We start from the raw sequence: 26786 nt of genomic DNA, 5'->3' as shown, positions 1-26786 counted from the left end.
ATGGCCCTGGTGCATGCGCCGGGCCATCTTCTGCAGAGACACCATCATGCTACGTCTGATCTCGCTGGCTGCCGCCGGCCTGTTGCTGAGCGGCTGCTTTGAAAAAGAAGCCGAGTTTCCTGCCGTCGACCTGCACGGTCGCCTGGTGGTTGATCAGGAAATGACCACCTCGCGCCAGGCCCAGGGTATCCAGGGCGAGTACTTCAAGCGCGTGCTTAGCGTTAATGGCCAGGACATGGACTTTAACGCCTTCGTCAAACAGTACTGCCCAGACACCAACACCCGCAACGAAATCTGCATCAAGGCCTTCCGTATCAAGAAGATCGACGATGTCAGTGGCGCTACCCGATTCTTGCCCAACGGGCTCTGATCGGCGCTGCAGTGCTCAAAGGCCCAGGTGAATACCTGGGCCTTTTTTTGGGGGTATTGATGCACCGCTTTGTCAGATTTTGCTTTCATCTGTCGAAATTGCTGGCTATTCGGCGTCCTAAGATAACCCCTACTTAATCTGTCGGTTCTCGTCTGATTGTTCTCAACAACCCATCGCTCTAGGCTCGACCACCCATGTTTTCAGGGAAGCCTAGGAATGAAGAAGCTGAAGTACGGCCTGGCGCTTATCGGCGCCGCTACCCTGCTGGGATGCCAAACGACGGGCGAGCAGTATCAAGCCGATGTGTTTGATGCCAGCCAGGTGAACACGCAGCAGGAAGCCAGGACCGTCAAGATCATCACGGTCTCGCCAACTCGAATTAAAGTCAGCAATGCAAAGAACAAAAATGCCGCAATGATGGTGGGCGGCGTGCTGGGCGCCTTGGCTGGCGTAGCCCTGGGGGCTGGCAAAAACTCGGACACCGCGATAATCGGCGGAGTTGCCGGCGGAGCCACTGGTGCTATGGCGGGTTCGCTGGTTGATGGCACCTCGTTGGTACCTGGTGTACTGATCGGTTATTCGGAGGACGGCAAGATTTTCACGTCCGCTCAAGTGGGCCGACCATGTAATTTCAAGGTTGGTGACATTTCCTTGATGGTGATGACCAAGTCCAACGAGACGCGCATTCAGCCGAATGCAATCTGCCCAGAACCGAAAAAGAGCTGAGGCCGCCAGTCATGAAACATTTGCTTGTGGGGGCCACCCTGATGCTGGCCGCTGTGACTGCCATTGCTGGCCCATTCGATGAGCTTCATCAAATTGAACAGCAAACCAGGCAGAAAGAAGCAGTGCAGGAAGCAGAACGCTTGCGCCAGCTTGAAGAAGCCCGGCAACGGGCTGAAGTCAGCGAGGCGTCTGCTCGAGAGCAACGAGCAGCTGCTCAACGTGCAACTGCACAACGCGCAGCACAAAAGCAGCAGGTGCAAGCGGCGGAGAACAAACGTAAACGCACTCGTGAAGAAGGCTATGAAGACGAGCTACGCGCGCTGGAGTTGGAAGAGCGCCGCCTGGATTTGCAAGCGAAGAAGGCCAAAGTTATCCGGACCGACGAATACATCGATGCCGAACTGCGCGACAGTGCCGCGCGCACCGATGTGATCCAGTCCAACGCCGACTCCGCACGCAACGTCACTTCGGGCACCAAATCGCTGCTCGAAGATGTCGGCAAGGCTGAGGTCAAACGCGCTGGCAGCCTGTTCGGAAATTAGCCATCCACGGCATGGCCCAAGTATTTACCAGGGCCTTTGTGGTTGCTCTTCGAGACACATCGCATAGTCGCTTATCCTTTGGCCTTGTTGCAGCTCTCCAGCAACGCATTGTTGGACGAAGCCATTGCCTTGCCAGCGCAGACTCCGTAGTACTTCATGACGGCAAACGGGTTCTTCTGCTGCTTGCTCAACAGGATCAGATCAGGCAGCAGCTCCGGGGAGTCGGCGTAGCGCTCGTAGCTGTGCTGGGCGAGGGTCAAAGCCTTTTCAGGCGATGACTTTTTCAGGATGTTGATCAAAAACACGTTATCCACAAACAGCGCGCTGTTTGTCCCCACATCACTTTCCAGCATGGCCAGGGCATCGGCGGATTTGCCGTTCACCGCCATCGCATTGATCATCACGTGCCGTGCGAAAGGAACGAGAGCGGCGGGGCTTTTGGTTGCACCGGTGGCATTCGACAACGCTTGCGGCAGGTTCTTTTGAGCCAGCGCAGCGGTAGAGGCATGAGCCTGGTCAAGGCCTGTGAAGAACGCCTTGGCGTGGCTGGACTTCAGGGCTGCGGTGTAAGGTGCAACCGACAGCGGCGGGCGGTCGACGCCCGCATAATGCTGCTTGATATAGCTTCGCAGCGTTTTTGAACGATCTTCACCCTTATCGTGTTTTTGCGATGTGCTGTGAATCTGCTTGGCCAGTTTGTTTTCCAGTACGTCGATCTGCGCGTCTATGGCCTTGGCAATGACGCTTTGTTCGCTTTTGGAAAACAGGTCGAAATAGTTGGTTTTGCGTTGATCGAGAATGGCCTGGTTGCGCGCCTCCCACTCTTCCATGCGTGACAGGAAGGTTATTGCACCAACGATCGAATATCTGGCACGAATCAACAAGTCGACACCGAGCTGGTCAGCTTCGTTTTCCTGGTCCCGGGTCAGCGCCGGCACCAAACCGATCTGGGACGCGCCCAGCACGGCGTCATTGGTCAAGACCATGCCCAGCAGGTCTTTGTCCGTGCTGGTTTTCAACTGGCGATTGATATAGATATTTCCCGCTGAGTAGGCGAGGTTGGCCGCGGTATCGATCCAGTCCGAATGGTAGTGCTGCAGGGCCACATGGGCATATTCGTGCGCGATGAGTGACGCCAGTTCATCTTCACTTTCCAGGGCATCGAGCACTTTATAAGGGATGAAGATGCCGCCGTCCTCAAAGCTTCGCGCATTGAATTCGGTGTTGGGTGTGGCGTACACCCGTGCTGGAGGAGGCGTACCCGGCAGGCCTGCCTGCAGCCGCGCCAGGATGGCGTTGAGGTACGCGTCGATTTTCCCATCCTGGGCAACGCCCAGTGCTTTGTTCTGCAGCTGAATGCTCTGCAGGGTTTGCGTGGCGACAGCGTTGCGCCCTGCGGCAGGGCCCTTGAAGTTTGCGGCTATCTGCGTGAGGTTGGGGTCGACCTTGGCCTTGCCTAACGAGGGTATGCCAGGGACCTGCATTTGTGCGCAACCACTGGCAAGCGCGATGGCGATTATCAGCAGGCTCTTGCGCATCATGGGCAAGGATTCCCTGCGCCGCGACCGGTTTTTGCGGTGGCGCCGGTACTGGTGGGAATGCAGCCTGTATCGCCGGCACTTTCAGGTGGAAACAGGGTGACATCCATGATGTCCAGCCACACTTCCTGTCCTTGCTGGGAAACCTTCACATAACCCTTGGCGCTTTTCTCAAGTACTGGTGCCGGCAGCGTAAAGGCTTTGCTGGCGATACTTTGTTGCTTGACGAAGTAATCGCTCTTTAGCGCAAAGGTGCTCACCGAGTCATCCATAAGAGCCGTCACGTTCTGTACAGCAGCAGATGCAGTTGCGCAAAACAGCAGTGTCGCCACTGTCGCACTACGGCTGATGGGCTTGATCCAGTTCACGGTGGTGTCCTCCTTGGGTAGGTGCCGGCAGCTCGGTTTCTTGTTGTTTCTCGATAAGCCGATTCACCAGTTCGTAGACCAGCAGAATGCCGAGCCAGTCGAGTGGTGGTTTATGCAGATACAGGTTGAGCACACTGACCAGCAGCACGAAGGTCAGGGCCACTGTGCGCATCAAAAATTCGAGACGCGTTGGCTGGGCGCGCATGAGTGCTGCGCAGATCCAGGACAACAGCAACGCGGTGATGAACAATGTCCAGTCAATGCCGCCCTCGGCACGCTTGAAGTAGTCGCCGTTCCATTTCAGCAGGTTGTCCAACGCCATCGCGTGCAGGTACACGCCGGGTATCTGCCCGTGGACCGGGCTCTCGACGATGTCATGGATACCATTGAGGCTGACGCCGATCATGACCACACGCCCTTTCAATACCCCGCGGGCTTTCTCGGCGGTGAGGTCTTCTTCACGCACCGTAACGGCATACGGGCAGCGTTGGCGTATGCGCTTCATCGACGAGTCGTCGAGGCCGGAGGTCAAGGCCGCGACCCCGGAGGTCAGCGCGTCGGTAATGCGCTCCCATAAGGTGTTGTCCTTGGCCGAGCACTGGCTGTCGGATATCAGCTGACGCTCTGGCACGACCTTTGAGACATTGCGCCCCCACTGCACCACCATCGCACTGCAAAACCCCTCGACATTGCCCTGCATAAGCTCGGTGGGGCAGCCTGTCTGCAGGCCTTTTTCACACAGTTGGCGATAGATTTGAAACGCGGCAGAAGGCTTGAGCGAACTGTTGCACTGCTCGCCCTCTTCAAGATTCTGTTCACTGTCGCCGTAGAAGTGCCCGGGGCCGATCAACAGCGGGTAGTCGTCGCCATAGGCCCGCCAGCCGGTCACTGTGGTCTGGGTGCCCGGTACATCGATGAATACGCTGTTTCGCTTGTCATCCAGTGTCGCCAGATAGAGCGGTATGCCCGTCTTGGTCAGTGTTGCCCCAATGGATTCGCGGGCCGCCTCCAGCGAATCGTCATAGCTGCGGCGGTCTTCGACCAGGAAATCGAGAAAGATCGCTGCGGGTTCTTGTCGGGCAATACGGCGAATCACTTCGCTGTAGTAGTTGTACCGCGGGGGCCAGGACTCGCTGCGGCTGGCAAGGGTCTGCTCATCGATCAGGACGACGGCAATCCTGTCCTGAGCGCTGGGCTCGTAGAAGGACGAGGTAACCTTCTGGAACAGCCCTTCGGAGTACGCCTGCACTTGATGGGAGAAGCCAAAGGGGTCGAGCTTGTCCAGCATGAATACCGTGAGGAACCAGGCGATGAAGATAATCGGAAACCTGGTCAGGGTTTTGCGTTCGAAGAGTTTGCGGCCAATAGCCTTGGGGCTGGTGTTCTTGAAGCCGGCAAAGTAATGCTGTACTCGCTGTTGGCGACTGCACCAGGCGTGCTTGGCGTGCTCAGGGATAGAATGCGGCTTATGCCAATAGCCTTTAAGGATGGCGACATAATCTTCAAGCCCTTTGAGGGGCTCACTGTCGGTGTTGTTCTGGCTATCTGACATACGATCCCTGTCGGTAATGCAGCCCGTATCCTTGAGTTGTCAGGGCAGTGATGCATCAAAATATGTCAGAACATGTCAAAACGCCACCATCTATTGCAATCAAATTATTGGCGGCGTGCTCGCTTATTCGTTTAAGCGGTGGTTATTTCAGGATCTGTTTCGATGGACCTGAAGCTGCTGGCGCGTCTGTCGATGTTCGTCTGATGGTCCTTGGGAATGTGTGCCTCTAGGCTCCTGCCCATCGCCGCGGTCGCAACAAGTTCGGGCCATGACGTTTTTCAATCGCCTCGATGACGCTTTCTCCCTTGCCCTGCGACCATCTGTACACGATTCTGTAGGTATCTGCCGTCAACAACTCCCAGCATCGCAGAGGCCTCTATGAAAACTGTGGCACAGCTTCTTAAAACAAAAGCGCAGCAGCACCACCAGGTTCATACCATTGCCCCCGGGCAGATGGTGCTCGATGCCCTCAAGTTGATGGCCGAGAAGAACGTGGGTGCGTTGCCCGTGGTCGAGGGCGGGCAGGTGGTGGGGATCGTCAGCGAGCGCGACTATGCGCGCAAGATGGTGCTCAAGGGCCGCTCATCGGTGGGCACGCCGGTCAGTGCGATCATGAGCGCACCGGTGATCACCGTAGACCCGCACCAGAACATCGACTACTGCATGAACATGATGACCAACAGCCATTTGCGCCACCTGCCGGTGGTGGAGAACGGCGAGTTGTTGGGCCTGCTGTCGATCGGTGACCTGGTCAAAGAGGCCATCGCCGAGCAAGCCAATATGATTGCGCAGCTGGAGCAGTACATTCGCGGCGATTGAGTCGCCGCGACACCTCTATCAGCGGTATTCGGTCTCCAGCTCATCGAGCTGGTGGTCGAAGCTGCGCAGTCGCGCCGACCAGGTATACACCAGCACTTCCAGGTCACGGTTGAGCACCGCAGCGCCGCCGCGTTTGCTGCTTTGCTGGGAATCGCACAGATCGAGTTGGTAGCGCTCGCGGGCCATGGCAGTGGCAACGGTGGAAAGCTCGCGAGCGTTGTCCAGCCAATGGCGGCGGTGGTCGTGGGTTTCGCGGTCGAGTTCCTTGCACTGGCGCTTGAGGGCCTCAAGGCTTTGTTCCAGTGGCGTGCCTTCAAGCTCGCCCATGACTTCCTGGAAGGTGCGCCCCGGTTGCCAGTAGCTGCCCCAGAAGTAGCGGTCGAACACGGTCTCGACCCGGCGCAGGGCAACCTTGGTATTCCAGATGGCGACCAGCGTACGGCCTTGCGCCAGCTGGCGTTTGCTCACCCGTAACTGTTGCCAGGCAATCCACGCCAGCGCGGTCAATGCCAGCGCCCCGATCACCCCACCGGCGGCGTAGAGAAATACCAGGGCCTGGTTCAGTTGATAGGCTTCTTTGACACCATAAAAATAACCGACGGTCAGCAAACCCAAGGCAGTCACGGCACACCAGAAACCGACGGCATAGGGATCTTTCATTGCGCTATCCCCCTGTTGTTTTTTTCTGAGCATAGCAACGTAAAACGCCGGTATTGGTGCCGCTCAGCGATTATTTTTTCGCGGGTGCAAGGCCTCGTTGAGTTGGTCGAACATCACCGCCCAATCGCTATCTTCGTTGATACTGTCTTCCAGAAACTTACGTTGGGCAGGCGTCCAGAACGAGGCCTCAACCAGCTTTACATCGTCCTTGAGCGGCGAGTGACTGGTGATGAACTGTTCTATCCCGACAGGATCGTCAGGCAGCCCCAGTTGTTTGAACAGTTCGGAAAACTTGTGATTGGTTGCTTCCATGGGTCACTCCTCGGGGCCGGGCCGGTCGTCCACGACGCCAGCCTGGCAGTGGGTTGATCATTAGCAAACCTCGCGCACTTCGGCGTTCGGCACCAGTTTCAGGTACTGCGTCATGTTCATGTGGATCAGGTGATCGTGATCGCCGGCCTCGACATAGATATCGCCCTGGCGGGTGAGCGTCGGGTCGACCAGCATCTTGATCGAGTAGGCATCGCCCAACGCCGGGATGGCACCTCGCTCACAATCGCCAAACAAGTGTGGCAGGTTACTTTCCGAGGTCATGTGCCACTGACCGGTGGCTTGTACCTTGCTCAGATCCAGGTGACGGTTGGCCGGTAGCACGGCCATCAGGTAGTTGCCGTGACGGTCATCGAGCATGACCGACTTGGCCACGCGCTCGGCAGGCACGCCAGCCATGCGTGCCGACTCAAGGCTGGTTGCCGAGTGCGCGTGAGGAACGATGTCGTAGTCGCAGCCGGCCTTGTCCAGGCATTGCTGCAGGGTTTTTGCCATACGCATGATGCACCTCCGGATACAGCGCCCCCATTTCTGAAGTTTAGGCCGTGCTGCCATGGGCAGCTAAACTTATTGGACACGCACAAACCGGGTGAATTCAGGTGATCGCTCGTTGGTGTCGGCACCTGCTACTGCTGATCCTGCTTGGCACGCTGTCTGGCGGCCAGGCGGCGCCCGGTCAATCGGTGCTGGTGTTGAGTATCAACGACGCGATCGGTCCGGCCAGTGCCGACTATCTGATTCGTGGCCTGCACCAGGCTGAAACCGAGCAGGCCCAACTGGTGGTGATTCGCCTCGACACTCCCGGCGGGCTGGACAGTTCGATGCGCGAGATCATCAAGGCGATTCTGGCCAGCCCGGTGCCCGTAGCCAGTTTCGTTGCCCCCGGTGGTGCGCGAGCGGCCAGCGCCGGCACCTATATCCTGTATGCCAGCCACGTCGCGGCGATGGCCCCGGGCACCAACCTCGGCGCCGCCACGCCGGTGCAGATCGGCGGCCTGCCGGGTACACCGAATGACCCCGGTGCGCCCCCGGCCGCACCCACGGGTGACAAGCAACTGGCACCGAGCGAACAGGACACCTTGACCCGTAAACAGGTCAATGACGCTGCCGCCTATATCCGTAGCCTGGCGCAAATGCGCGGACGCAATGCCGAGTGGGCAGAGCAGGCCGTGCGCGAAGCGGTCAGCCTGCCCGCCAGCGAAGCCCAGCGTCTGAAGGTGGTCGACCTGGTAGCCAACGATCTGCCCGACTTGCTACGCCAGCTCGATGGCAAGTCCCTTGAAGTCAGTGGCAAAACCGTGCAATTGCACACCGACGCCGCCCCGGTGATCGAGCGCCAGCCCGACTGGCGCACGCGCCTGCTGGCGGTGATCACCAACCCCAGCGTGGCGCTGATCCTGATCATGATTGGTGTTTACGGCTTGATGTTCGAGTTCATGAGCCCCGGCTCCGGGGTGGGCGGGGTGATTGGCGGTATCTGCCTGTTGCTGGCGCTGTACGCCCTGCAGTTGTTGCCGGTGAGTTATGCCGGCGCGGGGCTGATCCTGCTTGGTGTGGCGTTCATGATCGCCGAGGCGTTCATGCCCAGTTTCGGCGTGGTCGGCTTTGGCGGCATCGTCGCGTTTGTGGTGGGGGCGGTGATCCTGATGGACACCGATGTGCCGGGCTTCGGTATCCCGCTGCCACTGATCCTGTTTCTGGCGCTGTTCTCGGCACTGCTCCTCGGCGGTGTGCTGGGCATGGCCATGAAGGCCCGCAAGCGCGCGCTGGTCAGTGGCGACGCTGGCCTGGTCGGCAGCCTGGCGGTGGTCATGGCGGTCAACGACAGCGATCCGTACCTGGGCTCTGTGCAGGCTCAGGGCGAGCAGTGGCAGGCGCAAAGCCAGACACCGCTGCAGGTGGGGCAACACGTCCGGGTGATCTCACGCAAGGGCGTACTTCTGGACGTTAGTGCCGCTGCCGACGCCGCGGCGCAAGGAGACTGAACATGTTCTTCGAACTGGGTATCGGTGCGTTGCTGGCGTTTGCCGCACTGCTGTTGCTGTCGGCGTTTCGCATCTTGCGCGAATACGAGCGGGGCGTGGTGTTCCAGCTCGGGCGCTTCTGGCGGGTCAAAGGGCCGGGGCTGGTGTTGCTGATTCCGGGTGTGCAGCAGATGGTTCGGGTCGACCTGCGCACCGTGGTCCTCGATGTACCGCCACAGGACGTCATCACCCGCGACAACGTCTCGGTGAAGGTCAACGCCGTGCTGTATTTTCGTGTGCTGGACCCGCAAAAGGCGATCATTCAGGTCGAGGACTTTCTCATGGCTACCAGCCAGCTGGCGCAGACCACGTTGCGCGCGGTGTTGGGCAAGCATGAGCTGGACGAATTGCTGGCCGAACGCGAACGCCTGAACCTGGATATCCGTCAGGTGCTGGATGCGCAGACCGATGCCTGGGGTATCAAGGTGGCCAACGTCGAGATCAAGCATGTCGACCTCAACGAGTCGATGATCCGTGCCATTGCCCGGCAGGCCGAAGCCGAGCGCGAACGGCGGGCCAAGGTGATCCATGCCGAAGGCGAGCTGCAGGCTTCAGAGAAACTGATGCAGGCGGCGGAGATGCTCGGGCGTCAGCCGGGGGCCATGCAACTGCGCTACATGCAGACCTTGGGCTCAATCGCCGGCGACAAGTCGTCGACGATTGTCTTTCCGTTGCCGATCGAGATGCTTAAAGGGTTTGTGGATAAGTAGCTACGGGATCTACCAACCGCCACCCAACGCCAGAAACAAACCGATCTGCCCCATCGCCACCTGGGTATTGGCCATCGCCAGTTGCGCGCGCATATCGGTGTAGGTGCGTGTCGCCTGCAGGTCTGCCAGGAACGACTCGCGTCCGGCCTGGTAGAAACGGTGGGTCTGGTCTGCTGCCTCTTTTGCCGAGCGCTCGGCGTCTGCCAGGGCATCGCGGCGGTCGAGCAAGGCGCTGTATTGCGCCAGACTGGTCTGGGTTTCGCGGATGGCGTTGAGCACCACACCGTCAAAGTGCGCCAGCGCCGCCTGGGTCGAAGCCTCGGCCTCACGAATGCGTGCGCGTGTGCCGTTGGTCGGCACGGTCCAGGTCAGCGCCGGGCCAAAGCCCCAACGGTTGGTCGACGGTTCGCCGAGGTTGTCGATGATGCCGATGGTGCCTACCTGGGCGCCAATGCTGATGTCCGGGTAGAGCTGACCGGTCGCCACACCAATGGTGGCTGTGGCTGCTGCCAGGCTACGTTCGGCCTGGCGGATATCCGGGCGGCGTTTAAGCAGCGCGGCGCCATCACCCACAGGTAGCACCTGGGCGATATGCGGCAACTCGGCACACTCGGCGGTGCCGGCAGGCAACTGCGCCACCGGCTTGGCCAGCAGCATCGACAAGGTGTACAGGCCTGCCTCACGCGCAGCCTGATAACGCGGCAGTTCTGCACGCAGCGATTTGAACTGGGTTTGCGAGCGGGTCACCTGGGTTTCGTCGCCACGGCCCGCGTCCCGCAGGCGTTGGGTCAGGGTAACGCTCTGCTCTTGCAGGTCGAGTGACTCACGGGCGATGTGGTATTCCTCGTTGGCCGCGCACACCTGTGTGTAGGCCCGCACAACATCGGCCACCACGGTTATGCGCGCGGTATCGGCAGCGGCCTGAGTGGCATCGGCATTGGCCTTGGCCGCCTCCACCCCGCGCTTGAGGGTGCCCCACAGGTCGAACTGGTAAGACGCGCTGATGATCGCTTCACCAATGTTTGCCACCGGCACCTTCTCTGGCAACAGGAACGCCTCGCCAGACTCCTGCAAGCGCTGGGCGCCCAGTTTAACCCCACCATTGAAACCACCGCGAGCCTCGGCTTCTTCGACCTGGGCACGGGCTCGGGCGATATTCGCGGCCGCTATGCGCAGCTCGGTGTTGGCGTCCAGGGCCTGGCTGATCAGGCTGTTGAGGCGTTGATCGTGATACAGGTGCCACCAGTTTTGCGGAACGGGCGCCGAGACCACGCTATCGGCGTCCTGACGCAGCTCACCCTGCAGGTCGCTGCGCTGGACGGCCGCGTCCTTGGGCAGTTGGTAATCCGGCCCGACCATCTGGCATGCCGAGAGCAGCAGGCTCACACCGAACAACATCAGGCGTTTCATGGCTTGCTGTCCTCGATGATCGACACGGTCGCGGTGCGCCCGGCGATCATGCGAAAGTCCTGCGGCACTTCATCGAAGGCGATACGCACCGGAATACGTTGGGCCAGGCGCACCCAGCTGAAGGCCGGGTTGACGTTGGGCAGCAGGTTGGCGCCACTGACCCGATCGCGGTCTTCAATGCCCGCAGCAATGCTCTGCACGCGACCGCGCAGGCGGGTGTTGTCGCCGAGCACACGAATATCCACGGCCTGGCCGATATGGATACCGCCCAGCTTGGTTTCTTCGAAGTAGCCATCGACATGGTAGGAGTTGCTGTCGACTACCGAGAGCACCGGTTTGCCGGCGCTGACGAATTCGTGGGCGCGGGGGGCGCGGTCGTTGAGGTAGCCATCGACCGGGCTGCGTACTACCGAACGGTCCAGGTTGAGCTGGGCGGCATCCACAGCCACCTGGGCTTCGGCCAGCGCCGACTGGGCCCGTGCTTCGCGCGACTGGCTTTCTTCCAGTTGTTCCTGGGCGACCAGGTTGCCCAGCCCGCGATTGCGTCGTGATTCACGTTGGGCCTGGGCCAGGGTTTCCTTGCGTTCCGCCTGGGTGGCCTGGGCGTGGCGCAAGGCCAGGCGGTAGCGGTCCTGGTCGATAGTGAACAGTACGTCGCCGCGCTTGACCACCTGGTTGTCGCGTACCGATACCTCCTGCACCAGGCCGGACACGTCCGGGGCGATCTGGATCACGTCGGCGCGGATGTGGCCGTCACGGGTCCAGGGTGCATACATGTAGTAGAGGACCATCTGCCAGACCAGTACGGTCGCCAGCGTCACTACCAGCAGGGTCAGGACCACACGGCCCAAGGTCAATAAAGGTTTTTTCATGGCAGCATCAGGCTTCGGCAAAAGTGGTCGACGGTGCCAAGCAGCACGGCGTAGAGCGCAACGTTGAACAGCGCCCGGTGCCAGACCAGGCGGTAGAAATGAAGTCGGGTGAGCACGGCATGCACCCCGAGAAACAGCAGGTAGGTGAGGACCATCATCACCAGCAGCGTCGGCAGAAATACCCCGCTGATATCCAGTTCACCAATCACAAGGGGGCTCCATCGATGCCATAGGGCAGTTGCGGCTGGTCATGGGAGGGGTCGAGCACCACTTCCACACCCGGCAACAGCGCCAGGCGCAATCCGCTCAAGGCGTGCAGCAGCTGGACACGGGCTTCGGCATTGCCGGCCAGGTCTTCAAGGTTCAAGGCGCGACGCGCGCGCTCCATGTTTTGCAACAACGCCTGTGGCGCGTGCAGGCGCTGGTGGGCATCCAGGCAGGCCTGAAAATGCTCCCCGACTTCCGCCACCACACGTTCGAGCAACTGCCGCGGCTCGGCGCCGACCCTCGGCATGTAGGCCAGCAGATCGAGCAGGCACAGGCCGACGCGCAGATCGCGCAGGGCGGTGCCGGTGTCCTGACCGGTCTGGGTCAGGCGTGGCAGGTGCTGCATCAGCCGGTCCAGCATCTGCACGCCGAGGCGGCGGTGCTCGGCCAGGGTTGCCGGTTGGGTCATGCCGACAATGTCGCGCCAGCTGAAGCGGGTCAGGCGTTTGGCTGCCAGCTCGACGCCGAAGGGGCGCATCACCAGGGTCCAGATAAAGGCGAACAGCAGCCCTACAGGCCCGGCAAGGTTGGCGTTGATGAAGGTGAAGAAGTTGGCGTCGTAGGCACCCTGGATGCTGATGAACGAGGCGGTGTTGACGATGGTCAGCAAGGTGCCGAGGTAAAACTGCGGCTGCACGGTTAGCGTGCCGACGCAAATGAACGGCACAGCGAAGGCCAGCACCAGCATCGGGAAGTCGTGCAGGTTGGGCAGCACCAGGAACAGGTAGAGGCTGGCAAACACCACCGACACCGCGGTCCAGAAGAAGAACCGATAGATCTGCGGTGCCGGGTCGTCCATGGCGGCGAAGAAGCTGCAGGCCACGGCGGCGAGAATCACCGCACTGGCGCCATCATTCCAGCCCAGTAGGATCCACAAGGTTGTCGCGGCGATGATGGCAGTGACGGTGGAGAACACCGAATACAGCATCAGCCCGCGGTCGAAGAACGGCGTCAGCCGGCCCAGGCGCCAGTGCCGGTACACCGCACGCCAGGGCGACAGGTCTTCGTTTTTGATGGCGTGCTGCAGGCTGCAGCAGTCTTGCCACAGGTCGACCCATTCGGCCAGACGGTACAAGGCATTGGACAGCAGCAGCGAGGCGCGCTCGTCCAGGGCCGCGGCGCTGGGTTGCAGGTGCTCAAGCTCGGCGCGCAGGGTTGACCAGCGGCTTGGCGAGGCATCGGTGGCGGTGCCTTTCAACCAGTCACGGGCATGTTCGAGCAAGGGTTGCAGCTGTTCGGCCTGTGCCGGTGCGCGGGCTTCGAGCGCGAGCAAGGCATCATCCAGTCCGTCGACCACCGGTAGCAGGTGGATCATGCGGCCACGCAGTTCGCGGGCATTCTTTACCGTCTGCGGGCGCGCGCCTTCGTGGGACAGCTGACCAATCATGGTTTCCAGCGAGTTGAACGTGGCGACCATCGCCGCCCGCGACGGGCCGACATTTTCCGCCGTCGCCTGGCGGGCGAGAAAGTTGTCGCTGTAGCGCATGGCTTCGGTGAACCAGTTGCCGGTGGCGCCGACCAGCACCGGGGTCAGGCGGCGCGGCCAGAAAATGGCCCCGACTACTGCGGCACAGACGATACCCAGGCAGATTTCCTGGGCCCGGGAGGAGGCCACGTCGAACACCATCAGCGGGTTGTCGACCACCGGCAGGGCAATCATCGGCAAGGTGTAGCCGGCCAGCATCAGGGCGTAGCTATTGGCAGTGCGCAGGTGTAGCGAAAGGTAAAGCAAGGTGCCTGTCCACAAGGCTATTGCCACCGTCAGCAACACCGGCGCCTGCACCAGCAGCGGCACCATGAACACCGCGCCGGCCGCGCCGAGCAGTGTGCCCAGGGCGCGATACAGAGCCTTGGAACTGGTGGGGCCGACAAACGGGCTGGAGACGATGTAGACCGTGGCCATCGCCCAGTAGGGGCGTGGCAGTTGCAGTTGCAGGGCGATGTACAGGGCAATCATCGAGGCCGCGAACGTACGTACGCCGTAAAACCAGTCGCGTGCCGGGGGCAGGGTGCTGAAAAAGCCCTTCACGATGGCACGCTCGCCGTGCCTTGCGTGGCAGCCTCGAAGGCACGTAGCACACGCAGGGTGGCCAGCAGGTCGGCTTCGTCGATGTTGTGCAGCACCTCGCGGCGCAAACGCACCAGTTCAGCCTCAATCGCTTCGGCCAGCGCGCGGCCACTGGGGGTCAGGCTCAAGGCTTTGGCGCGACGATCCACAGGGTCTTCGGTGCGGCACACGAAGCCTGCGTGGCACAGTTGATCGAGCAGACGTACCAGCGAGGGGCTTTCCAGGCCCGCAGCCTGGGCAACGGCCACCTGATGCACACCGTCGCCCAGGCGTTCGATCATCAGCAGCGGCATGGCGCAGGCTTCGGAAATACCGTAACCGGCCACGGCCGCCTGGCAGATGCGCCGCCAGTGCCGGCCGGCCACCACCATTGCGCTGCTGACGTTCATTTGCAGGGCGTCGAGAGTCATGAGGGGAGAATCATCGCTATATTCATAGTTTGCTAACTATCAATTTTCTTCGATCCGCGCCTCCGCCGTCAAGCAGGCAGGACAGGAGGTACCCTCAGGACTGTAGTTGATCGTCCAGCTTCATGGTCAACGCCAGCGTGCTGCCCATGGCGATAGCCTGATCGCGCCAGAACAGGTAGCGCAATGCGTTCTGACAGGCGCTGAAATGCACCGTCAGCTCTTCGGCGGCCTGCACCACACCTGCCACGGCGGCCAACTCGAGCCAGTACACGCCGGCCTTCTCGTCGGCAGCAACGTTTTGCCCGTACAGCAGCCGGTAGCCCACTTCAAACCGGCAACGTGCTTCGCCGCGTTGTGCGCCGCGCAGGAACCAGCGATAAGCCAGTTGCAGGTCAACGCTCCATTCCTGCACGTCGCTGTCGCAGATTTCTTCTTCATACAGGTCGCCCAGTGCCGCAGCCGCCTGGTCCAGGCCGCGTTCGAAGGCTTGCTGGTAGTTTTCGCTCGCGCTGGCGTAACAGACGTCCACACCTTTGCCGAAATAATACTGCTGGCCCAGGTTGAACCAGGCGGCGGCACTGCCTTGCAGCGCGGCCATGCGCAACAGGTGGCTGGCCAGAGTCGGATCGGCCCGCCAGTACTTGCCGTTGAGCCAGATCCAGCCCAGATCGTTGAGTGCCGTGACGCTGCCGTCGAGGGCCTGGGCGCGCAGGTCGGCGTACAGCGCTTGCAGGTCGGTGGTTTCTTCCAGGCGACTGATCAGCACGAAGCTTTCACCCAGCGCCGCACGCTGACTGGGCATACCTACCCCGGCATACAACCGCTCAAGCTGGCCCGCGCGACCGGGCACAGGAATGACACGCTCGGGCAGAAGACGCTCGAGCAGGGGGTAGATGTTGCTGGCAGCTGACATGTTCATCCTCATTGAACCGTCCGCCGAACAGATGGCGGATTTGATGAGGCGTGATTCTGCGCAGCGTCACGACAAAACCTGTCGCGAACGATTGGGTTGAGGCAAATCAATTGCTTCATCCTTGAGCTGATAGATAAATGGCCAATTGCCATATCTTTCCACTAGGACCATGCTACAACCGCAAGCCTAGACAAGGACGCCGCCTTTTGCCCTCTGCTACCACCCGCGCCACCCTCAGCCGTCAATGGGAGCTGCTGCGCCAGTTGCCCAGTCGTTCACCCGGCATTACCAGTGCTGAAATGGTTGCTCGCTTACGAGATGCAGGCTTTCCCATCAGCAAGCGCAGTATCGAGCGCGACCTGAACGAGCTGTCGCTGATTTTTCCGCTGGAGCGTAATGACAAGAGCATCCCGTTCGGCTGGCACTGGGCGGCATCTGCCAATAGCGACATGCGTCAGCTGGCGGTACATCGCTTTCGCCATGACGGGGTGCGTGACGTTGATCTGCAGGCGTGTTTACTCAGTGATGCCCTGCACCCGGGTGAGACCGACAGGATCGAGTTGCAGCTGTGGATAAGCGACAGCCTGGCGCGCCAGGTGCGCGATGCGCCGCTTTCGGCAGACATGCAGCTCACTCAGCTGGAGCGTGGCCAGCGGCTGCGGGCGATGGTCAGCAATAGCTGGCAGTTGCGCTGGTGGCTGCTGAGCCAGGGCGACAGCCTGATCGTCGAGCAGCCCTTGACCCTGCGTCAGCAGATCGCCGACACCCTGAGCACTGCGGCAGCGCAGTACAGCGACTAGCGCTGCATGCCCCAGCGGCGCACGGTGATGCGTTCCAGGCTGTTGAACACCAGGCTTTCTACCAGCAGGCCGATCAAAATCACCACCGCCAAACCGGCGAAAACCTTATCGGTATAAAGCTCGTTGCGGTTCTGGAAAATGTACCAGCCCAGGCCGCCCTTGCCGCTGGTAGCGCCGAACACCAGTTCGGCGGCGATGAGCGTACGCCAGGCAAACGCCCAGCCGATTTTCAGGCCGGAGAGAATCGACGGCAGTGCGGCCGGGATCAGAATGTGCAACACCAGGCGCAGGCCCCGCAGGCCGTAGTTACGCCCGGCCATGCGCAAGGTTTCCGAGACCCCTAGAAAGCCGGCATAGGTGTTCAGCGCCAAGGCCCAGAGCACCGAATGCACCAGGACAAATATCAGGCTGTTGTCGCCCAGTCCGAACCACAGCAGGGCCAGCGGCAGCAGGGCGATGGCCGGCAAGGGGTTGAACATTGAGGTAAGCGTGCTCAGCAGGTCGCGGCCGAACTGGGTCGATACGGCCAGGCTGGTCAGGCCGAAGGCCAGGACGATACCCAGCAGGTAGCCTTTGAGCAGCACCACCAGCGAGACACCGACCTTGGCCGGCAACTCACCGCTGAGCAAGCCGTCATACAGCGCTGCCGCCGTCTGCAGGAAGCTGGGCAGCAGCAGGTCGTTGCCCTGGTAACGGGCGACGGCTTCCCAGGCGAGTGCCAGCAACACCAGTATCAACCCTTTGCGCAGCCAGCCTTGTTGCCACAAGCGCTGGCCAAGCGGTAGATCGCGCTCGATGGGCACGCTGAGCAGCGGCTCGAGAACAATTTCGTACTCCTGACGCGGTGTCGTGGAGGTGGTCATGGCAAAACTCCCGGTCAGTAGGCAATACGAATGTCGGCGAAACCCAGCGTCGGGTCATGCTCGACCTGGGCGGCATCGTCGAACAGCAGGCGATGGATGCGTCGTGCCGAGGCCTGGAAGTCGCTGGCGCCAAGGCTCTGCAGGTCGTACTGGTGGCTGTGGACTTCGGCGCGCACCCGCCCCGGATGCGGCGACAGCAGGAGGATGCGATTGCCCACCACCAGGGCTTCTTCAATGGAGTGCGTCACGAACAACAGGGTGAAGCGCACCTCTTCCCACAGCAGGAGTAATTCTTCCTGCATCTTGCGTCGAGTCAGGGCGTCGAGGGCGGCGAAGGGCTCGTCCATCAACAGGATTTTCGGCTGCATGGCCAGGGCGCGGGCAATGGCTACCCGGGCTTTCATGCCGCCTGACAAGGTATGGGGATAAGCGTCGGCAAAACCGCCCAGGCCGACTTTTTCCAGGTAGTGCAGCGCCCGTGCCTCAGCCTCTTTGCGCTTGAGCGTGCCGGAGGCCAGCAACGGGAACATTACATTCTGTTTGACGGTTTTCCACGGTGGCAGCTGGTCGAATTCCTGGAACACCACGATGCGATCTGGCCCCGGGCCGCGTACCGCCTGGCCCTGCAGGCGTATCTGGCCTTCCTGCGGTTCGATGAAGCCTGCGACCGCCTTGAGCAGGGTCGACTTTCCGCAGCCGGAGGGGCCGAGTAGAACAAAGCGGTCGGCCTTGTCCACTTCGAAGCTGACCTGGTGCGTGGCACGCACCACGCGTTGCGCGGTGCGGTATTCCAGGCTGACGTTATCCACCTGCAGCAGCGGCGGCGTGGCGACGCTGCTCAACTTGCTGACCGTGTGGCCTTGCAATGGGGTGTTCATCCGGTTCAGCTCCCTTGCAGCGGTTTTTCATCCTGGAAGAAGTAGTCTTTCCAGGATTCGGGTTTGTGCTTTATCGCGCCTACGCGGTACAGGAACTCGGCCAGCGGGTAGGTGTTTTTCGGCGTCACGCTGAACTCGTACTGAGGGTTGTCGATGATCTTGAGCAGGGCGTCGCGATCGATCTTGGCCTTGGTCACGCGAATGTAGGTGTCGGCGGCAGCGGCCTTGTTGTTCTGGGCAAAGTCGGCAGCTTCGGCCAGGGCATCAACGAAGGCTTTGTAAGTCTTGGGGTTGTCGTTGCGGAATTTTTCGGTGGCGAACAGCACCGTCGGTGAGTTGGGCCCGAGCAGGTCGTAGGTGTTGAGCACCACGTGCACGTCCTTGTTGGCCAGCACCTGGTCCTGGAACGGCGGGTTGGAGAAGTGCGCGTTCAGCTCGGTGCCGCCAGCCAGCAGGGCGGCGGTGGCGTCAGGGTGCGGTACTGCGAGGGTGTACTTGTCCAGACGGGCGTATTCCTTGTCGCCCCATTGCTTGGCCGCCGCGTACTGCAGAAAGCGCGATTGCACCGAGACGCCCACGGCGGGCAGGGCGATGCGGTCTTTCTCGGTGAAGTCGGCAATGCTCTTGACCTTGGGGTTATTGCTGACCAGGTAGTAGGGGAAGTTGCCCAACGAGGCGACGGCCTTGACGTTCTGCCTGCCCTGGGTGCGATCCCAGATGGTCAGCAAGGGGCCGACGCCGGCACCGGCAATGTCGATCGAGCCGGACAGCAGCGCGTCGTTGATCGCGGCTCCGCCGGAAAGCTGGGTCCAGTCAACCTTGATGTCGATGCCCTGTTCCTTGCCGTGTTTCTCGATCAGGTTCTGGTCACGCACCACGTTGAGCAATAAATAGACAATGCCGAACTGTTCGGCGATGCGGATTTCACCTTCGGCCTGAGCCGTAGCCGGGGCGACGAGGCTGCCGGCAAGCAGGCTGACACCCAGACCGATACTGGCCGCCAGGCGGCTGATTGACTTGTGCATGCTGTACTCCTTGAGTCGTATCAGAACGGGGCGTCGCCCTGGATGGTGGTGCGGTACAGCTTGCGGCGCAGGTGTGCGGGGCAGCCTGCGGCCAGGTGAATGAGCGAACGGTTGTCCCAGAACACCAGGTCGTGGGGCTGCCATTGATGGCGGTAGATGTTCTGCTCCAGCACGCTGTGGGCATACAGTTCGGCTAGGATCTGCCGGCTTTCGTCGTCCGGCAGGCCTACGATGCGGGTAGTGAACCCCTCGCTGACGAACAAGGCTTTGCGCCCGTTTTCAGGGTGAGTACGCACGATCGGGTGGACCACTTCCTGAACCTGGGCCAGTTGCTCGGCTGTCAGGGTAGGGCGCCAGTTGCCTTCGAATTTGGTTTCGCTATAACGGGCGGTATAGGAGTGCGCCGCGTCGCGGCCTTCTACGGCCTTGCGCAGGGCGTCAGGCAAACCGTCCCAGGCTTTGTGCATGTCGGCGAACAGGGTGTCGCCGCCTTCGCTGGGGAGCTCCTGGGCATGCAGCATCGACCCCAGGCTCGGCAGTTCTTTATAGGAGAGGTCCGAGTGCCAGAACTTGCCGGCATCGCCCAGGCCAATGTTCTGCCCGTTTTCGACGATGTTGGAGACGATGAGGATTTCCGGGTGGCCCGTTAACAAAAACTGCTTGAGCACGTGGATCTGTAGCACGCCGAAGCGGCGGCTGAAGGCGATCTGTTGCTCTGGAGTGATGCGCTGGTCGCGAAAAACCAGGACATGGTGGTCGAGGTGTGCCCGATGAATTCGGGAAAAATCGTCGGTGCTGACGGGTAAGGACAGGTCCAGGCCGATGATCTCGGCGCCGACGGCACCGCTGAACGGCAGGATTTCGAAGGCTTGCTGCTGTGCGCTGTCGTTGGACGACAAGGCGATAGAGGCCACTGACATGATTCACTCCCACGCAGAGCGCGCCCAAGGGTGCGCGCATCGATCAGAAACTCACGGGGTTCCGTGTTGGTTCGGTCGTGCGGCGCGCCGATTGGTCGGCAGGTACGCAGGGGAGTGACTATAAAGTCATAAGAGATATATTTTAAATATCTTTAATGCATAAGCATATCGTCGCAATCATCGCAGATAAATCCACTCCTACAGGGGCAGGGTAATCCTGTAGGGACGGATTCACCGGGGCGGCTCAACGCTCGCGCAATGCCTCGGCGCGGGCGCGGATGATCGGCTTGAGCAGGTAGCTCAGCACGCTTTTCTTGCCGGTGATGATGTCCACCGAGGCGACCATGCCCGGGATGATCAGCAGCGGCTTGTCGTCACTGCCCAGATGGCTGCGCTCGGTGCGCAGCTTGATCACGTAGAAGGTGTTCTTGTCTTCGTCGGTGATGGTGTCGGCGCCGATCTGTTCCAGCTTGGCTTTCAGGCCGCCATAAATGGTGAAGTCATAGGCGGTGAACTTGACCATGGCTTCCTGGCCCGGGTGCAGGAAGGCAATATCCTGTGGGCGGACACGCGCTTCGACCAGCAGGGTGTCATCCAGCGGGACGATTTCAACAAGGTCGCTGCCCGGCTGGATCACCCCGCCGACAGTGTTGACCAGCAGCTGCTTGACGATACCGCGCACCGGCGAGGTAACCAGGGTCCGGCTGACCCGGTCGTCCAAGGCCTTGCCGGTGGCTTGCGCCTTGCTCAGGTCGGTGCGGGCTTCGTTGAGCTGAGTGAGGGCTTCACTGCGGAATTTACCGCGTGTTTCGTCGATCTTGCGTTCCACTTCCTTGATCGCCGATTCCGCGCGAGGAATTGCCAGCGAGGTGGCATCCAGCTGGCCACGGTTCTCGACTTCGGCACGCTTGAGGCGCAGCACCTCAACCTGAGAAATGGCGCCCTGGGCCACCAACGGCTCAGACATCTGAATTTCCTGACGCAGCAACTGCAGGCTGTTGCGGTACTGGGCCTGTTTGGAGCTGAATTCGCGCAGCTCCTGCTGGCGCTGCACCAGTTGCTCCTGCAGGCCGCCAATTTCATCCTGCAACTGTTGGCGACGGCTCTGGTACAGGGACTCTTCGTTGGTGGCCTGGCTTGGCGCGGCCTTGCGGATCTCTTCGTCGATCTTCAGCGGCCGGTCTTCGACTTCAGCGCTCAGGCGCTCAACACGCAGGGCCATGGCCAGGCGGTCGGCTTCGGTTTCGCCGACGTTGGACACAAAACGGGTGTCGTCCAGGCGCAGTAGCGGCGCGCCCACTTCGACAATCTCGCCTTCTTTGGCGTAGATCTGCGCAACGATTCCGCCTTCCAGGTTCTGGATCTTCTGCAGTTTGGACGATGGAATTGCCTTGCCTTCACCACGGGTGACTTCGTCGATAATCGCGAAATTGGCCCACAGCCCCAGGAACAGGAAGAAGGCGATCACGCCCCAGATGGTCAGGCGCACGATGCGCGGAGCATCCTCGATCAGGGCCTTGTTGACCTCGGGCAGCGGCTGGCCGCTGAGCGACTCCGAACCTTTGAAGTACTTGCGCAGGCTGTCTTTGATCTGGCCCATATCCACCTTAAGCAACACTGATCTGCCCCTTTTTCAGCGCGTCCATAACGGCGGCTTTCGGGCCATCCGCAACAATCTGCCCGCGGTCAACGACGATCAGGCGATCGACCAGTGACAACAACGAAGCCCGGTGGGTAACCAGCACCACGGTCTTGCTTTCGATGACCGCTTGCAAGCGTTGCTTGAGGCGTTCTTCGCCGGTGTTGTCCATGGAACTGGTGGGTTCGTCGAGCAACAGGATCTGCGGGTTTAGCAACAGTGCCCGGCCCAGGGCGACGTTCTGGCGCTGGCCGCCGGAAAGGTTCTGGCCGCGCTCACCCACCTGCAGCTCGTAGCCTTGCGGGTGCAAACGGGCGAACTCGTGCACACCGCTGAGCTCGGCGGCCTGCAGGACCATTTCGTCGTCGACATAGCGCGCGCCGCTGACCAGGTTGTCGCGCAGCGTACCTGCCAGCAGCTGGATATCCTGCGGCACGTAACCGATGTTGTGGCGCAGCTCGCTGACGTCGATCTGGCGGATGTCCACGCCATCGACCAGCAAAGAGCCGTTGTCGGCTTCGTACAGGCCGACAATCAGCTTGGCCAGCGAGCTTTTGCCTGAGCCGCTGCGGCCGATGATGCCGATTTTCTCGCCAGGGCGAATGGTCAGGGAAATGCCCTTGAGGGCAGGGTTCTGCTGGTTCGGGTAGGTGAAGTCAACGCCGCGGAACTCGATGGCACCCTGCAGCACCTGACGGCTCAGCGGCCGTTCTTCAAAGTTGCGCTCTTGTGGCAGCTCCATCATCTGGTCGGTGGAGACCATGGTGACTTTCGCCTGCTGGTAGCGGGTCAGCAACCCGGACAGTTGGGCCAGCGGGCCCAGTGCGCGGCCACTGAGCATGTAGCAGGCAATCAGGCCGCCCATGCTGAGGTTGCCAGCCATGATCTGGTACACACCGGCACAAATCAGCGCGACACCGGCCAGTTGCTGGATCAGCAGGGTGATGTTCATGGCCAGGCCCGACAGCACCTTGACCCGCAGTTCCAGTCGGCTGAGGGTGCCGATGGTCTGCTCCCACATGTACTGGCGTTCGCTCTCGGCGTTGTTGACCTTGACCGCATCGAGCCCGGCGAGGGTTTCGATCAGGCTCGACTGGCGCTCGGAGGCCAGGGCCATGGTCCGCTCCAGGGTGGCGACCAGCGGTTTTTGCAAGGCATAGCCAATGCCCAGTGCCAGCGGGAAGGCAATGATCGGAATCCACACCAGGTGGCCGCCGATGATGGCGATCACTAGCAGAATCAACAGGGTGAATGGCAGGTCGATCAAGCTGGTCAGGGTCAGCGAGGCGAGAAAGTCGCGCAGCCCCTGGAACTCGTGGATGTTCTGGGCAAAGCTGCCGACCCGCGCCGGCCGGTACTTCATCGACATGCCAACGATGCGTTCGAACAGCGTGGCCGAAATGATCAGGTCGGTTTTCTTCCCGGCAAGGTCCAGGCACAGACTGCGCAGGCCCTTGAGGATCAGGTCGAACAGATAGGCGCCGGTAATCCCGACAGCCAGCACCCACAGGGTGGAGGTGGCCTGGTTGGGCACCACGCGGTCGTACACGTTCATCACGAACAGCGGCGCGGCCAGGGCGATCAGGTTGATCACCAGGCTGGCGGCGATGGCGTCGATATACAGCCAGCGGCTGCGCTTGAGCGTGTCGCGGAACCAGGAGCGGGCGCGCGGGATGAGGTTGCCGTGATTGACGTCGAACTTGTGCTGCGGTTGCGCAAAGAATACGCGCCCGCTGTAATCGCTTTGCAGGGCTTCGCGGCTGACATGCACTTCGCCGCCATCGCTCTCGCTGAGCAGCAGTCGCGCGGTGTCGTCGTTCTCCCAGCCGAGCAGAACCGTGCTACGGCCATCTTTGAGCAGCAACATGGCCGGCATGGCGATGGCCGGGATCTGTTCAAGCTTGCGCTGCAACAAGCGCCCCTGCAGGCCTGCGCGGGCAGCGGCGCGTGGCAGCAACTCGGGGGTCAGGCGCTGTTCCGGCAACGGCAGGCCGGTGGTCAACATCGCCCGGCTGGCCGGCTTCTGGTGCAGCACACAGAGTGACAGCAGGCTGTCCAGCAACGGATCATCGTGCTGGCTGCGTGGATCATGGCTGAGTTGGACTCGACTGACTTCTGATTCCACGCGGCTTCTCTTGATGTTTGCGGTTGGCGTTTAAGGCGAGCCTCAGTTCATGCCTGGCAGGCTCACACGGGGCTTCATATCGTTCTGCACAACAGTGGCCATCGGTGCGACAACACCCTGGCTCTTGAGCAGCTGGCCAATGGTCGCCTTGATTCGGTACTGAGTAAACAGCTGAATGTTCTTCACTTCAGTCAGACGACGCTGTGCAGTGAAGAGTTCGTTTTCGCTGTCGAGCAAGTCGAGCAACGTGCGTTCGCCCAGGCTGAACTGCTTCTGGTAGGCGGTACGTACGTTATTGCTGTGGTCGACATATTGCTGGGCAATAGGCAATTGCGCGTTGGCGTTTTCCAGAGCATTCCATGCCAGGCCTAATTCTTCATTGAGCTGGCGCAAGGCATTGTTACGAATGTCCAGCGCCTGATTGGTCAGATACGACTTGGATTCCAGGTCAGCCTTGTTGCTGCCGCCGGAGTACAAGTTGAAGCTCATACGCAGCATAGCCTGCCATTCGTTGTTGTGGCCGTTCAGGCCGTCGATATCGTTATCTGCCGTCCGTCCGAGTTCTGCATCGAATCTTGGATAGAAAGTAGACTTCGCCGCGTCATATTGCTTCTCGGCCGCTGCGATATCGGATTCTGCCGAGCGCAAGATCGGGCTGCTTTCGACCATTTGCTGGCGGGCCTCGTCGAGGTTGGCCGGCAGCAGGTCGACAAACGGTGCAGGCGCGCTCAGCTCGTCGGGCATTTGCCCGACCACGCTCAGGTAGTTGGTCTTGGCGTCCGCCAGGTTGGTTTGCTCGGTGATCAGGTTGTTACGGGCCTGGGCCAGGCGTGCTTCGGCCTGGTCAAGGTCGGCCAGGCGGCCCACGCCACGGGACGTGCGCAGCTTGATCTGGTCGTAAATGCGTTCGTGGCTGCGCAGGTTGTCTTCTGCCAGACGCACCATTTCACGGCGGGTCAGGACATCCAGGTAAACCTGGGCAACGGTCAGGGCAGTGCGCTCGGAAGTGCCCAGCAAGGAATAGGCGCGGGCGTTGACGGTGGCTTGTTGGCGGCCGACCTCACTGGAGGTCGCAAAGCCGTCAAACACCATCTGCCGCAGGCGCAGGCTGGACTCGCCACGGTTGAGGGTTTCCCAGCGGTTGCCAGTGCTCGGGCTGTCGGTTCCTTCACGGCCATAGCCGGCCAGCACATCGACCTTCGGCAGGTAGCCACCCTTGGCGGCTCGCAGCTGATAGTCGGCAGCGATGCGGCTGTTGACCCCGGCCTGGATCTCCGGGTGTACATCGAGGGCTTTTTGCATCGCTTCGGGCAGGCTTTGTGCTTGTACGAAACTGGCTGCAAGGGCGAAAGGAAGAACAGTGAACAATGAAGCGCGCATTTTTACTTTTTTCCTGGGGACACCATGTCCCAAATCACAGCAAAAGACCGTTGCTGCATCCGAAAATGGCAACCGGGAAGACGTAAAGTCGGGAACTTGCGAAGAGGTACAAGGACGTACGCAGGAAGCTTGGCAGCCGCTTAAATATCAATGTGACATTACAGGGCTGATTGTTTAGGATGGCAAGAAGAAGGTCAATACTTTGGCATAAACTAAATAGCCAATTGTTATTGACATAAAATTGACGCCAAAAGCGTCTGCATAACCAACATTCAAATTCCATCAATAGCGGCAATTGAGCGCCGCCAGGGCATGGAAGCCAAACAGATCGGGTAGATCGGAGCGTCCAATGAGCAGTGTTGTTGCCATCGTCAAAAGCATTGTTGGTCAAGTTATCGCCGTATCCCCGGAAGGGGCCCGCCGGGTTCTCATCGAGGGTGACCGTCTGTTTGCAGGCGAGCAGGTCCTGACGGGTCTGGCAGGTGCCGTTACCCTGGAGCTGGCTGATGGCCGCACCCTGGATCTGGGCCGCGATACGCAATGGAGCGCCGATACGCCCGACAGCAGTACCGACCTGGCGGCAGCCACCGCCCAGGCCGCGCCCTCGGTCGAAGAACTGCAGCAGGCTATCGCCGCTGGTGCTGACCCGACGACTGAACTGGAAGCCACGGCTGCCGGCCCGTCTGCGGGTGGATCGGGTGGCGCCGTCGGTGGTGGCCACAGTTTCGTGATGCTCGATGCCACCGCAGGGTCGGTGGACCCGACCATTGGTTTTCCGACGGCCCCGATCGACTTCGCCATCGCCGACAACCGTGAAGAGCTGGGCGACGTTACCACCAACACGGCCTTGACCACGGCTCCCGACGCTGAAACAGGGCTTGCCCTGACGGCTACGCCTTCGATTACCGAAACCGGTGGCGTGATCACCTATACCGCAACACTCGGTCAACCTCCTCTGACTGACCTGACGGTGACGCTGTCCAACGGGCAGGTCATTGTCATCAGTGCCGGGCAGACCACCGGTAGCGTCAGCGTGACCATCCCGCCGAATGACACGGTGTATCTCGATCCGGGCGAAATTTCTGTAACCATCACCGGTACCAGCGGTGGTGGTGGTTTGGTCGTCAATCCAGACCCAACTCCGGCCGTGACACAAATCACTGACACCATCGACATCACTACCGTGTCAGTGACGGCAAACCCAGCTAAAGAAGGCGATGCAAACGTCACCTTCAACTTCCAGCTGAGCAACCCGCCACAAGGCACGACCACCCTCACCGTTAAAGTCGGTGAAACTACTTACACCGTGAACGTTGATGCCAGCGGTAAAGGCACTTTGGTTGTTCCGAACACCAACGGTGAAGACGCCTATAAAGATGGCAGCACCCTGACTGCAACTGTCACTGGGGTGAATGGCGGCAACTACGAAGCCACCAACCTGACCGGCGCGACTGCAACTGCCGATGTTGAAGACACCATCGACACAACCACCGTGGCGGTGACCGCTAATCCAGCTAAAGAAGGCGATGCAAACGTCACCTTCAACTTCCAGCTGAGCAACCCGCCACAAGGCACGA

The 26786-nt window shown here is 60.7% G+C and carries 27 protein-coding genes; 8 read left to right on the top strand and 19 right to left on the bottom strand.

The features are described 5' to 3' along the window. Positions 1–46: 46 nt before the first annotated feature. The 3 genes from DM813_RS08295 to DM813_RS08285 all read left to right on the top strand — a co-directional run bounded on the left by DM813_RS08295 (position 47) and on the right by DM813_RS08285 (position 1638). Complete coding sequence (locus DM813_RS08295; RefSeq protein ID WP_128322947.1) at positions 47–370, top strand: hypothetical protein; 324 nt, start codon at positions 47–49, stop codon at positions 368–370. Positions 371–586: 216 nt separating this feature from the next. Further along, positions 587–1096: a hypothetical protein gene (locus DM813_RS08290; protein WP_128322946.1), complete on the top strand. Its 510-nt coding sequence runs from the start codon at positions 587–589 to the stop codon at positions 1094–1096. 41 nt (positions 1097–1137) lie between these two features. After that, the gene (locus DM813_RS08285) at positions 1138–1638 is read left to right on the top strand and encodes a DUF5384 family protein (protein ID WP_241653153.1); all 501 of its coding nucleotides are present in this window, start codon (positions 1138–1140) and stop codon (positions 1636–1638) included. 71 nt (positions 1639–1709) lie between these two features. Here the strand turns inward: DM813_RS08285 and DM813_RS08280 are convergent, their stop codons facing one another. Genes DM813_RS08280 through DM813_RS08270 form a run of 3 tightly spaced genes read right to left on the bottom strand, consistent with a single transcriptional unit; the run spans position 1710 to position 5096 of the window. Then, the gene (locus DM813_RS08280) at positions 1710–3122 is read right to left on the bottom strand and encodes a M48 family metallopeptidase (protein WP_277750102.1); all 1413 of its coding nucleotides are present in this window, start codon (positions 3120–3122) and stop codon (positions 1710–1712) included. A 53-nt stretch (positions 3123–3175) separates the two neighbouring features. Next, entirely contained in the window at positions 3176–3544 is a 369-nt protein-coding gene (locus DM813_RS08275) for a hypothetical protein (RefSeq protein WP_128322943.1), read from the bottom strand. Continuing rightward, positions 3516–5096, bottom strand: a complete 1581-nt coding sequence (locus tag DM813_RS08270; protein WP_128322942.1) for a CHASE2 domain-containing protein — start codon at positions 5094–5096, stop codon at positions 3516–3518. The genes DM813_RS08275 and DM813_RS08270 overlap by 29 nt, the downstream gene beginning before the upstream one ends. 378 nt (positions 5097–5474) lie before the next feature. On the opposite strand from DM813_RS08270, the gene DM813_RS08265 reads away from it, so the two are divergent. Then, on the top strand, positions 5475–5915 hold the full coding sequence (locus DM813_RS08265) for a CBS domain-containing protein (protein WP_128322941.1): 441 nt from the start codon (positions 5475–5477) through the stop codon (positions 5913–5915). Between the two features lie 18 nt (positions 5916–5933). Here the strand turns inward: DM813_RS08265 and DM813_RS08260 are convergent, their stop codons facing one another. The 3 genes from DM813_RS08260 to DM813_RS08250 all read right to left on the bottom strand — a co-directional run bounded on the left by DM813_RS08260 (position 5934) and on the right by DM813_RS08250 (position 7406). Next, positions 5934–6575: an NADH:ubiquinone oxidoreductase subunit N gene (locus DM813_RS08260; protein ID WP_128322940.1), complete on the bottom strand. Its 642-nt coding sequence runs from the start codon at positions 6573–6575 to the stop codon at positions 5934–5936. 63 nt (positions 6576–6638) lie between these two features. After that, positions 6639–6887: a DUF2789 domain-containing protein gene (locus DM813_RS08255; protein WP_128322939.1), complete on the bottom strand. Its 249-nt coding sequence runs from the start codon at positions 6885–6887 to the stop codon at positions 6639–6641. A 60-nt stretch (positions 6888–6947) separates the two neighbouring features. After that, positions 6948–7406, bottom strand: coding sequence for an aminoacyl-tRNA deacylase (locus DM813_RS08250; protein ID WP_128322938.1), 459 nt, complete (start codon positions 7404–7406; stop codon positions 6948–6950). A 98-nt stretch (positions 7407–7504) separates the two neighbouring features. Between DM813_RS08250 and DM813_RS08245 the strand changes: the two genes are divergently transcribed. Both DM813_RS08245 and DM813_RS08240 read left to right on the top strand, forming a co-directional pair. Beyond that, a complete protein-coding gene (locus DM813_RS08245) occupies positions 7505–8890 on the top strand; it encodes an NfeD family protein (protein ID WP_128322937.1) in 1386 nt (461 codons plus the stop codon). A gap of 2 nt (positions 8891–8892) precedes the next feature. After that, positions 8893–9639, top strand: coding sequence for a slipin family protein (locus tag DM813_RS08240; RefSeq protein ID WP_128322936.1), 747 nt, complete (start codon positions 8893–8895; stop codon positions 9637–9639). Positions 9640–9648: 9 nt separating this feature from the next. On the opposite strand, the gene DM813_RS08235 is transcribed toward DM813_RS08240, so the two are convergent. The 6 genes from DM813_RS08235 to DM813_RS08210 form a co-directional block, all read right to left on the bottom strand. Next, on the bottom strand, positions 9649–11049 hold the full coding sequence (locus DM813_RS08235) for an efflux transporter outer membrane subunit (RefSeq protein ID WP_128322935.1): 1401 nt from the start codon (positions 11047–11049) through the stop codon (positions 9649–9651). Continuing rightward, complete coding sequence (locus tag DM813_RS08230) at positions 11046–11921, bottom strand: efflux RND transporter periplasmic adaptor subunit (RefSeq protein WP_128322934.1); 876 nt, start codon at positions 11919–11921, stop codon at positions 11046–11048. Before DM813_RS08230 ends, DM813_RS08235 begins: the two co-directional genes overlap by 4 nt. Then, entirely contained in the window at positions 11918–12130 is a 213-nt protein-coding gene (locus DM813_RS08225; RefSeq protein WP_128322933.1) for a DUF1656 domain-containing protein, read from the bottom strand. Before DM813_RS08225 ends, DM813_RS08230 begins: the two co-directional genes overlap by 4 nt. After that, positions 12127–14217, bottom strand: coding sequence for an FUSC family protein (locus DM813_RS08220; protein WP_128322932.1), 2091 nt, complete (start codon positions 14215–14217; stop codon positions 12127–12129). Before DM813_RS08220 ends, DM813_RS08225 begins: the two co-directional genes overlap by 4 nt. After that, positions 14214–14666 carry a MarR family winged helix-turn-helix transcriptional regulator gene (locus DM813_RS08215; protein ID WP_128322931.1) on the bottom strand — a complete coding sequence of 151 codons (453 nt, stop codon included), beginning with the start codon at positions 14664–14666 and terminating at the stop codon, positions 14214–14216. The genes DM813_RS08220 and DM813_RS08215 overlap by 4 nt, the downstream gene beginning before the upstream one ends. Before the next feature lie 94 nt (positions 14667–14760). Then, the gene (locus DM813_RS08210; protein ID WP_128322930.1) at positions 14761–15579 is read right to left on the bottom strand and encodes a tetratricopeptide repeat protein; all 819 of its coding nucleotides are present in this window, start codon (positions 15577–15579) and stop codon (positions 14761–14763) included. Positions 15580–15785: 206 nt separating this feature from the next. On the opposite strand from DM813_RS08210, the gene DM813_RS08205 reads away from it, so the two are divergent. Continuing rightward, positions 15786–16379 carry a WYL domain-containing protein gene (locus tag DM813_RS08205; protein ID WP_128322929.1) on the top strand — a complete coding sequence of 198 codons (594 nt, stop codon included), beginning with the start codon at positions 15786–15788 and terminating at the stop codon, positions 16377–16379. Here the strand turns inward: DM813_RS08205 and DM813_RS08200 are convergent. From DM813_RS08200 to DM813_RS08170, 7 genes are all read right to left on the bottom strand, one after another. Beyond that, a complete protein-coding gene (locus DM813_RS08200) occupies positions 16376–17242 on the bottom strand; it encodes an ABC transporter permease (RefSeq protein WP_128322928.1) in 867 nt (288 codons plus the stop codon). The genes DM813_RS08205 and DM813_RS08200 overlap by 4 nt on opposite strands. A 14-nt stretch (positions 17243–17256) precedes the next feature. Then, positions 17257–18120 (bottom strand): ABC transporter ATP-binding protein, encoded by an 864-nt coding sequence (locus tag DM813_RS08195; RefSeq protein ID WP_128322927.1) that lies wholly within the window; start codon positions 18118–18120, stop codon positions 17257–17259. Between the two features lie 5 nt (positions 18121–18125). Continuing rightward, positions 18126–19145, bottom strand: a complete 1020-nt coding sequence (locus DM813_RS08190) for an ABC transporter substrate-binding protein (protein ID WP_128322926.1) — start codon at positions 19143–19145, stop codon at positions 18126–18128. A 20-nt stretch (positions 19146–19165) separates the two neighbouring features. Then, positions 19166–20065, bottom strand: coding sequence for a TauD/TfdA dioxygenase family protein (locus DM813_RS08185; RefSeq protein ID WP_128322925.1), 900 nt, complete (start codon positions 20063–20065; stop codon positions 19166–19168). Between the two features lie 244 nt (positions 20066–20309). Beyond that, the gene (locus tag DM813_RS08180; protein WP_206617368.1) at positions 20310–21665 is read right to left on the bottom strand and encodes an HlyD family type I secretion periplasmic adaptor subunit; all 1356 of its coding nucleotides are present in this window, start codon (positions 21663–21665) and stop codon (positions 20310–20312) included. A gap of 7 nt (positions 21666–21672) precedes the next feature. Further along, positions 21673–23829 carry a type I secretion system permease/ATPase gene (locus DM813_RS08175; protein ID WP_128322923.1) on the bottom strand — a complete coding sequence of 719 codons (2157 nt, stop codon included), beginning with the start codon at positions 23827–23829 and terminating at the stop codon, positions 21673–21675. A gap of 42 nt (positions 23830–23871) precedes the next feature. Then, the gene (locus DM813_RS08170; RefSeq protein ID WP_128322922.1) at positions 23872–25209 is read right to left on the bottom strand and encodes a TolC family outer membrane protein; all 1338 of its coding nucleotides are present in this window, start codon (positions 25207–25209) and stop codon (positions 23872–23874) included. Positions 25210–25558: 349 nt separating this feature from the next. Here DM813_RS08170 and DM813_RS08165 point away from each other — a divergent pair. Next, positions 25559–26786: retention module-containing protein (locus tag DM813_RS08165; protein WP_128322921.1), on the top strand; the 1228-nt coding region annotated here is incomplete at its 3' end.

Source organism: Pseudomonas alkylphenolica (assembly GCF_004025535.1).
Classification (GTDB): domain Bacteria; phylum Pseudomonadota; class Gammaproteobacteria; order Pseudomonadales; family Pseudomonadaceae; genus Aquipseudomonas; species Aquipseudomonas alkylphenolica_A.
This window is presented reverse-complemented; position numbering and strand designations above follow the sequence as displayed.

Bases quoted from the DNA above. Each gene is read 5' to 3' on its own strand.
- DM813_RS08215 (WP_128322931.1), bottom strand. From the start codon at position 14,666: ATGACTCTCGACGCCCTGCAAATGAACGTCAGCAGCGCAATGGTGGTG.
- DM813_RS08260 (WP_128322940.1), bottom strand. From the start codon at position 6,575: ATGAAAGATCCCTATGCCGTCGGTTTCTGGTGTGCCGTGACTGCCTTG.
- DM813_RS08190 (WP_128322926.1), bottom strand. From the start codon at position 19,145: ATGCACAAGTCAATCAGCCGCCTGGCGGCCAGTATCGGTCTGGGTGTC.
- DM813_RS08295 (WP_128322947.1), top strand. From the start codon at position 47: ATGCTACGTCTGATCTCGCTGGCTGCCGCCGGCCTGTTGCTGAGCGGC.
- DM813_RS08285 (WP_241653153.1), top strand. From the start codon at position 1,138: ATGCTGGCCGCTGTGACTGCCATTGCTGGCCCATTCGATGAGCTTCAT.
- DM813_RS08280 (WP_277750102.1), bottom strand. From the start codon at position 3,122: ATGCAGGTCCCTGGCATACCCTCGTTAGGCAAGGCCAAGGTCGACCCC.
- DM813_RS08250 (WP_128322938.1), bottom strand. From the start codon at position 7,406: ATGCGTATGGCAAAAACCCTGCAGCAATGCCTGGACAAGGCCGGCTGC.
- DM813_RS08170 (WP_128322922.1), bottom strand. From the start codon at position 25,209: ATGCGCGCTTCATTGTTCACTGTTCTTCCTTTCGCCCTTGCAGCCAGT.
- DM813_RS08180 (WP_206617368.1), bottom strand. From the start codon at position 21,665: ATGGGCCAGATCAAAGACAGCCTGCGCAAGTACTTCAAAGGTTCGGAG.
- DM813_RS08240 (WP_128322936.1), top strand. From the start codon at position 8,893: ATGTTCTTCGAACTGGGTATCGGTGCGTTGCTGGCGTTTGCCGCACTG.
- DM813_RS08210 (WP_128322930.1), bottom strand. From the start codon at position 15,579: ATGTCAGCTGCCAGCAACATCTACCCCCTGCTCGAGCGTCTTCTGCCC.
- DM813_RS08195 (WP_128322927.1), bottom strand. From the start codon at position 18,120: ATGAACACCCCATTGCAAGGCCACACGGTCAGCAAGTTGAGCAGCGTC.
- DM813_RS08255 (WP_128322939.1), bottom strand. From the start codon at position 6,887: ATGGAAGCAACCAATCACAAGTTTTCCGAACTGTTCAAACAACTGGGG.
- DM813_RS08230 (WP_128322934.1), bottom strand. From the start codon at position 11,921: ATGAAAAAACCTTTATTGACCTTGGGCCGTGTGGTCCTGACCCTGCTG.
- DM813_RS08200 (WP_128322928.1), bottom strand. From the start codon at position 17,242: ATGACCACCTCCACGACACCGCGTCAGGAGTACGAAATTGTTCTCGAG.
- DM813_RS08185 (WP_128322925.1), bottom strand. From the start codon at position 20,065: ATGTCAGTGGCCTCTATCGCCTTGTCGTCCAACGACAGCGCACAGCAG.
- DM813_RS08290 (WP_128322946.1), top strand. From the start codon at position 587: ATGAAGAAGCTGAAGTACGGCCTGGCGCTTATCGGCGCCGCTACCCTG.
- DM813_RS08270 (WP_128322942.1), bottom strand. From the start codon at position 5,096: ATGTCAGATAGCCAGAACAACACCGACAGTGAGCCCCTCAAAGGGCTT.
- DM813_RS08265 (WP_128322941.1), top strand. From the start codon at position 5,475: ATGAAAACTGTGGCACAGCTTCTTAAAACAAAAGCGCAGCAGCACCAC.
- DM813_RS08235 (WP_128322935.1), bottom strand. From the start codon at position 11,049: ATGAAACGCCTGATGTTGTTCGGTGTGAGCCTGCTGCTCTCGGCATGC.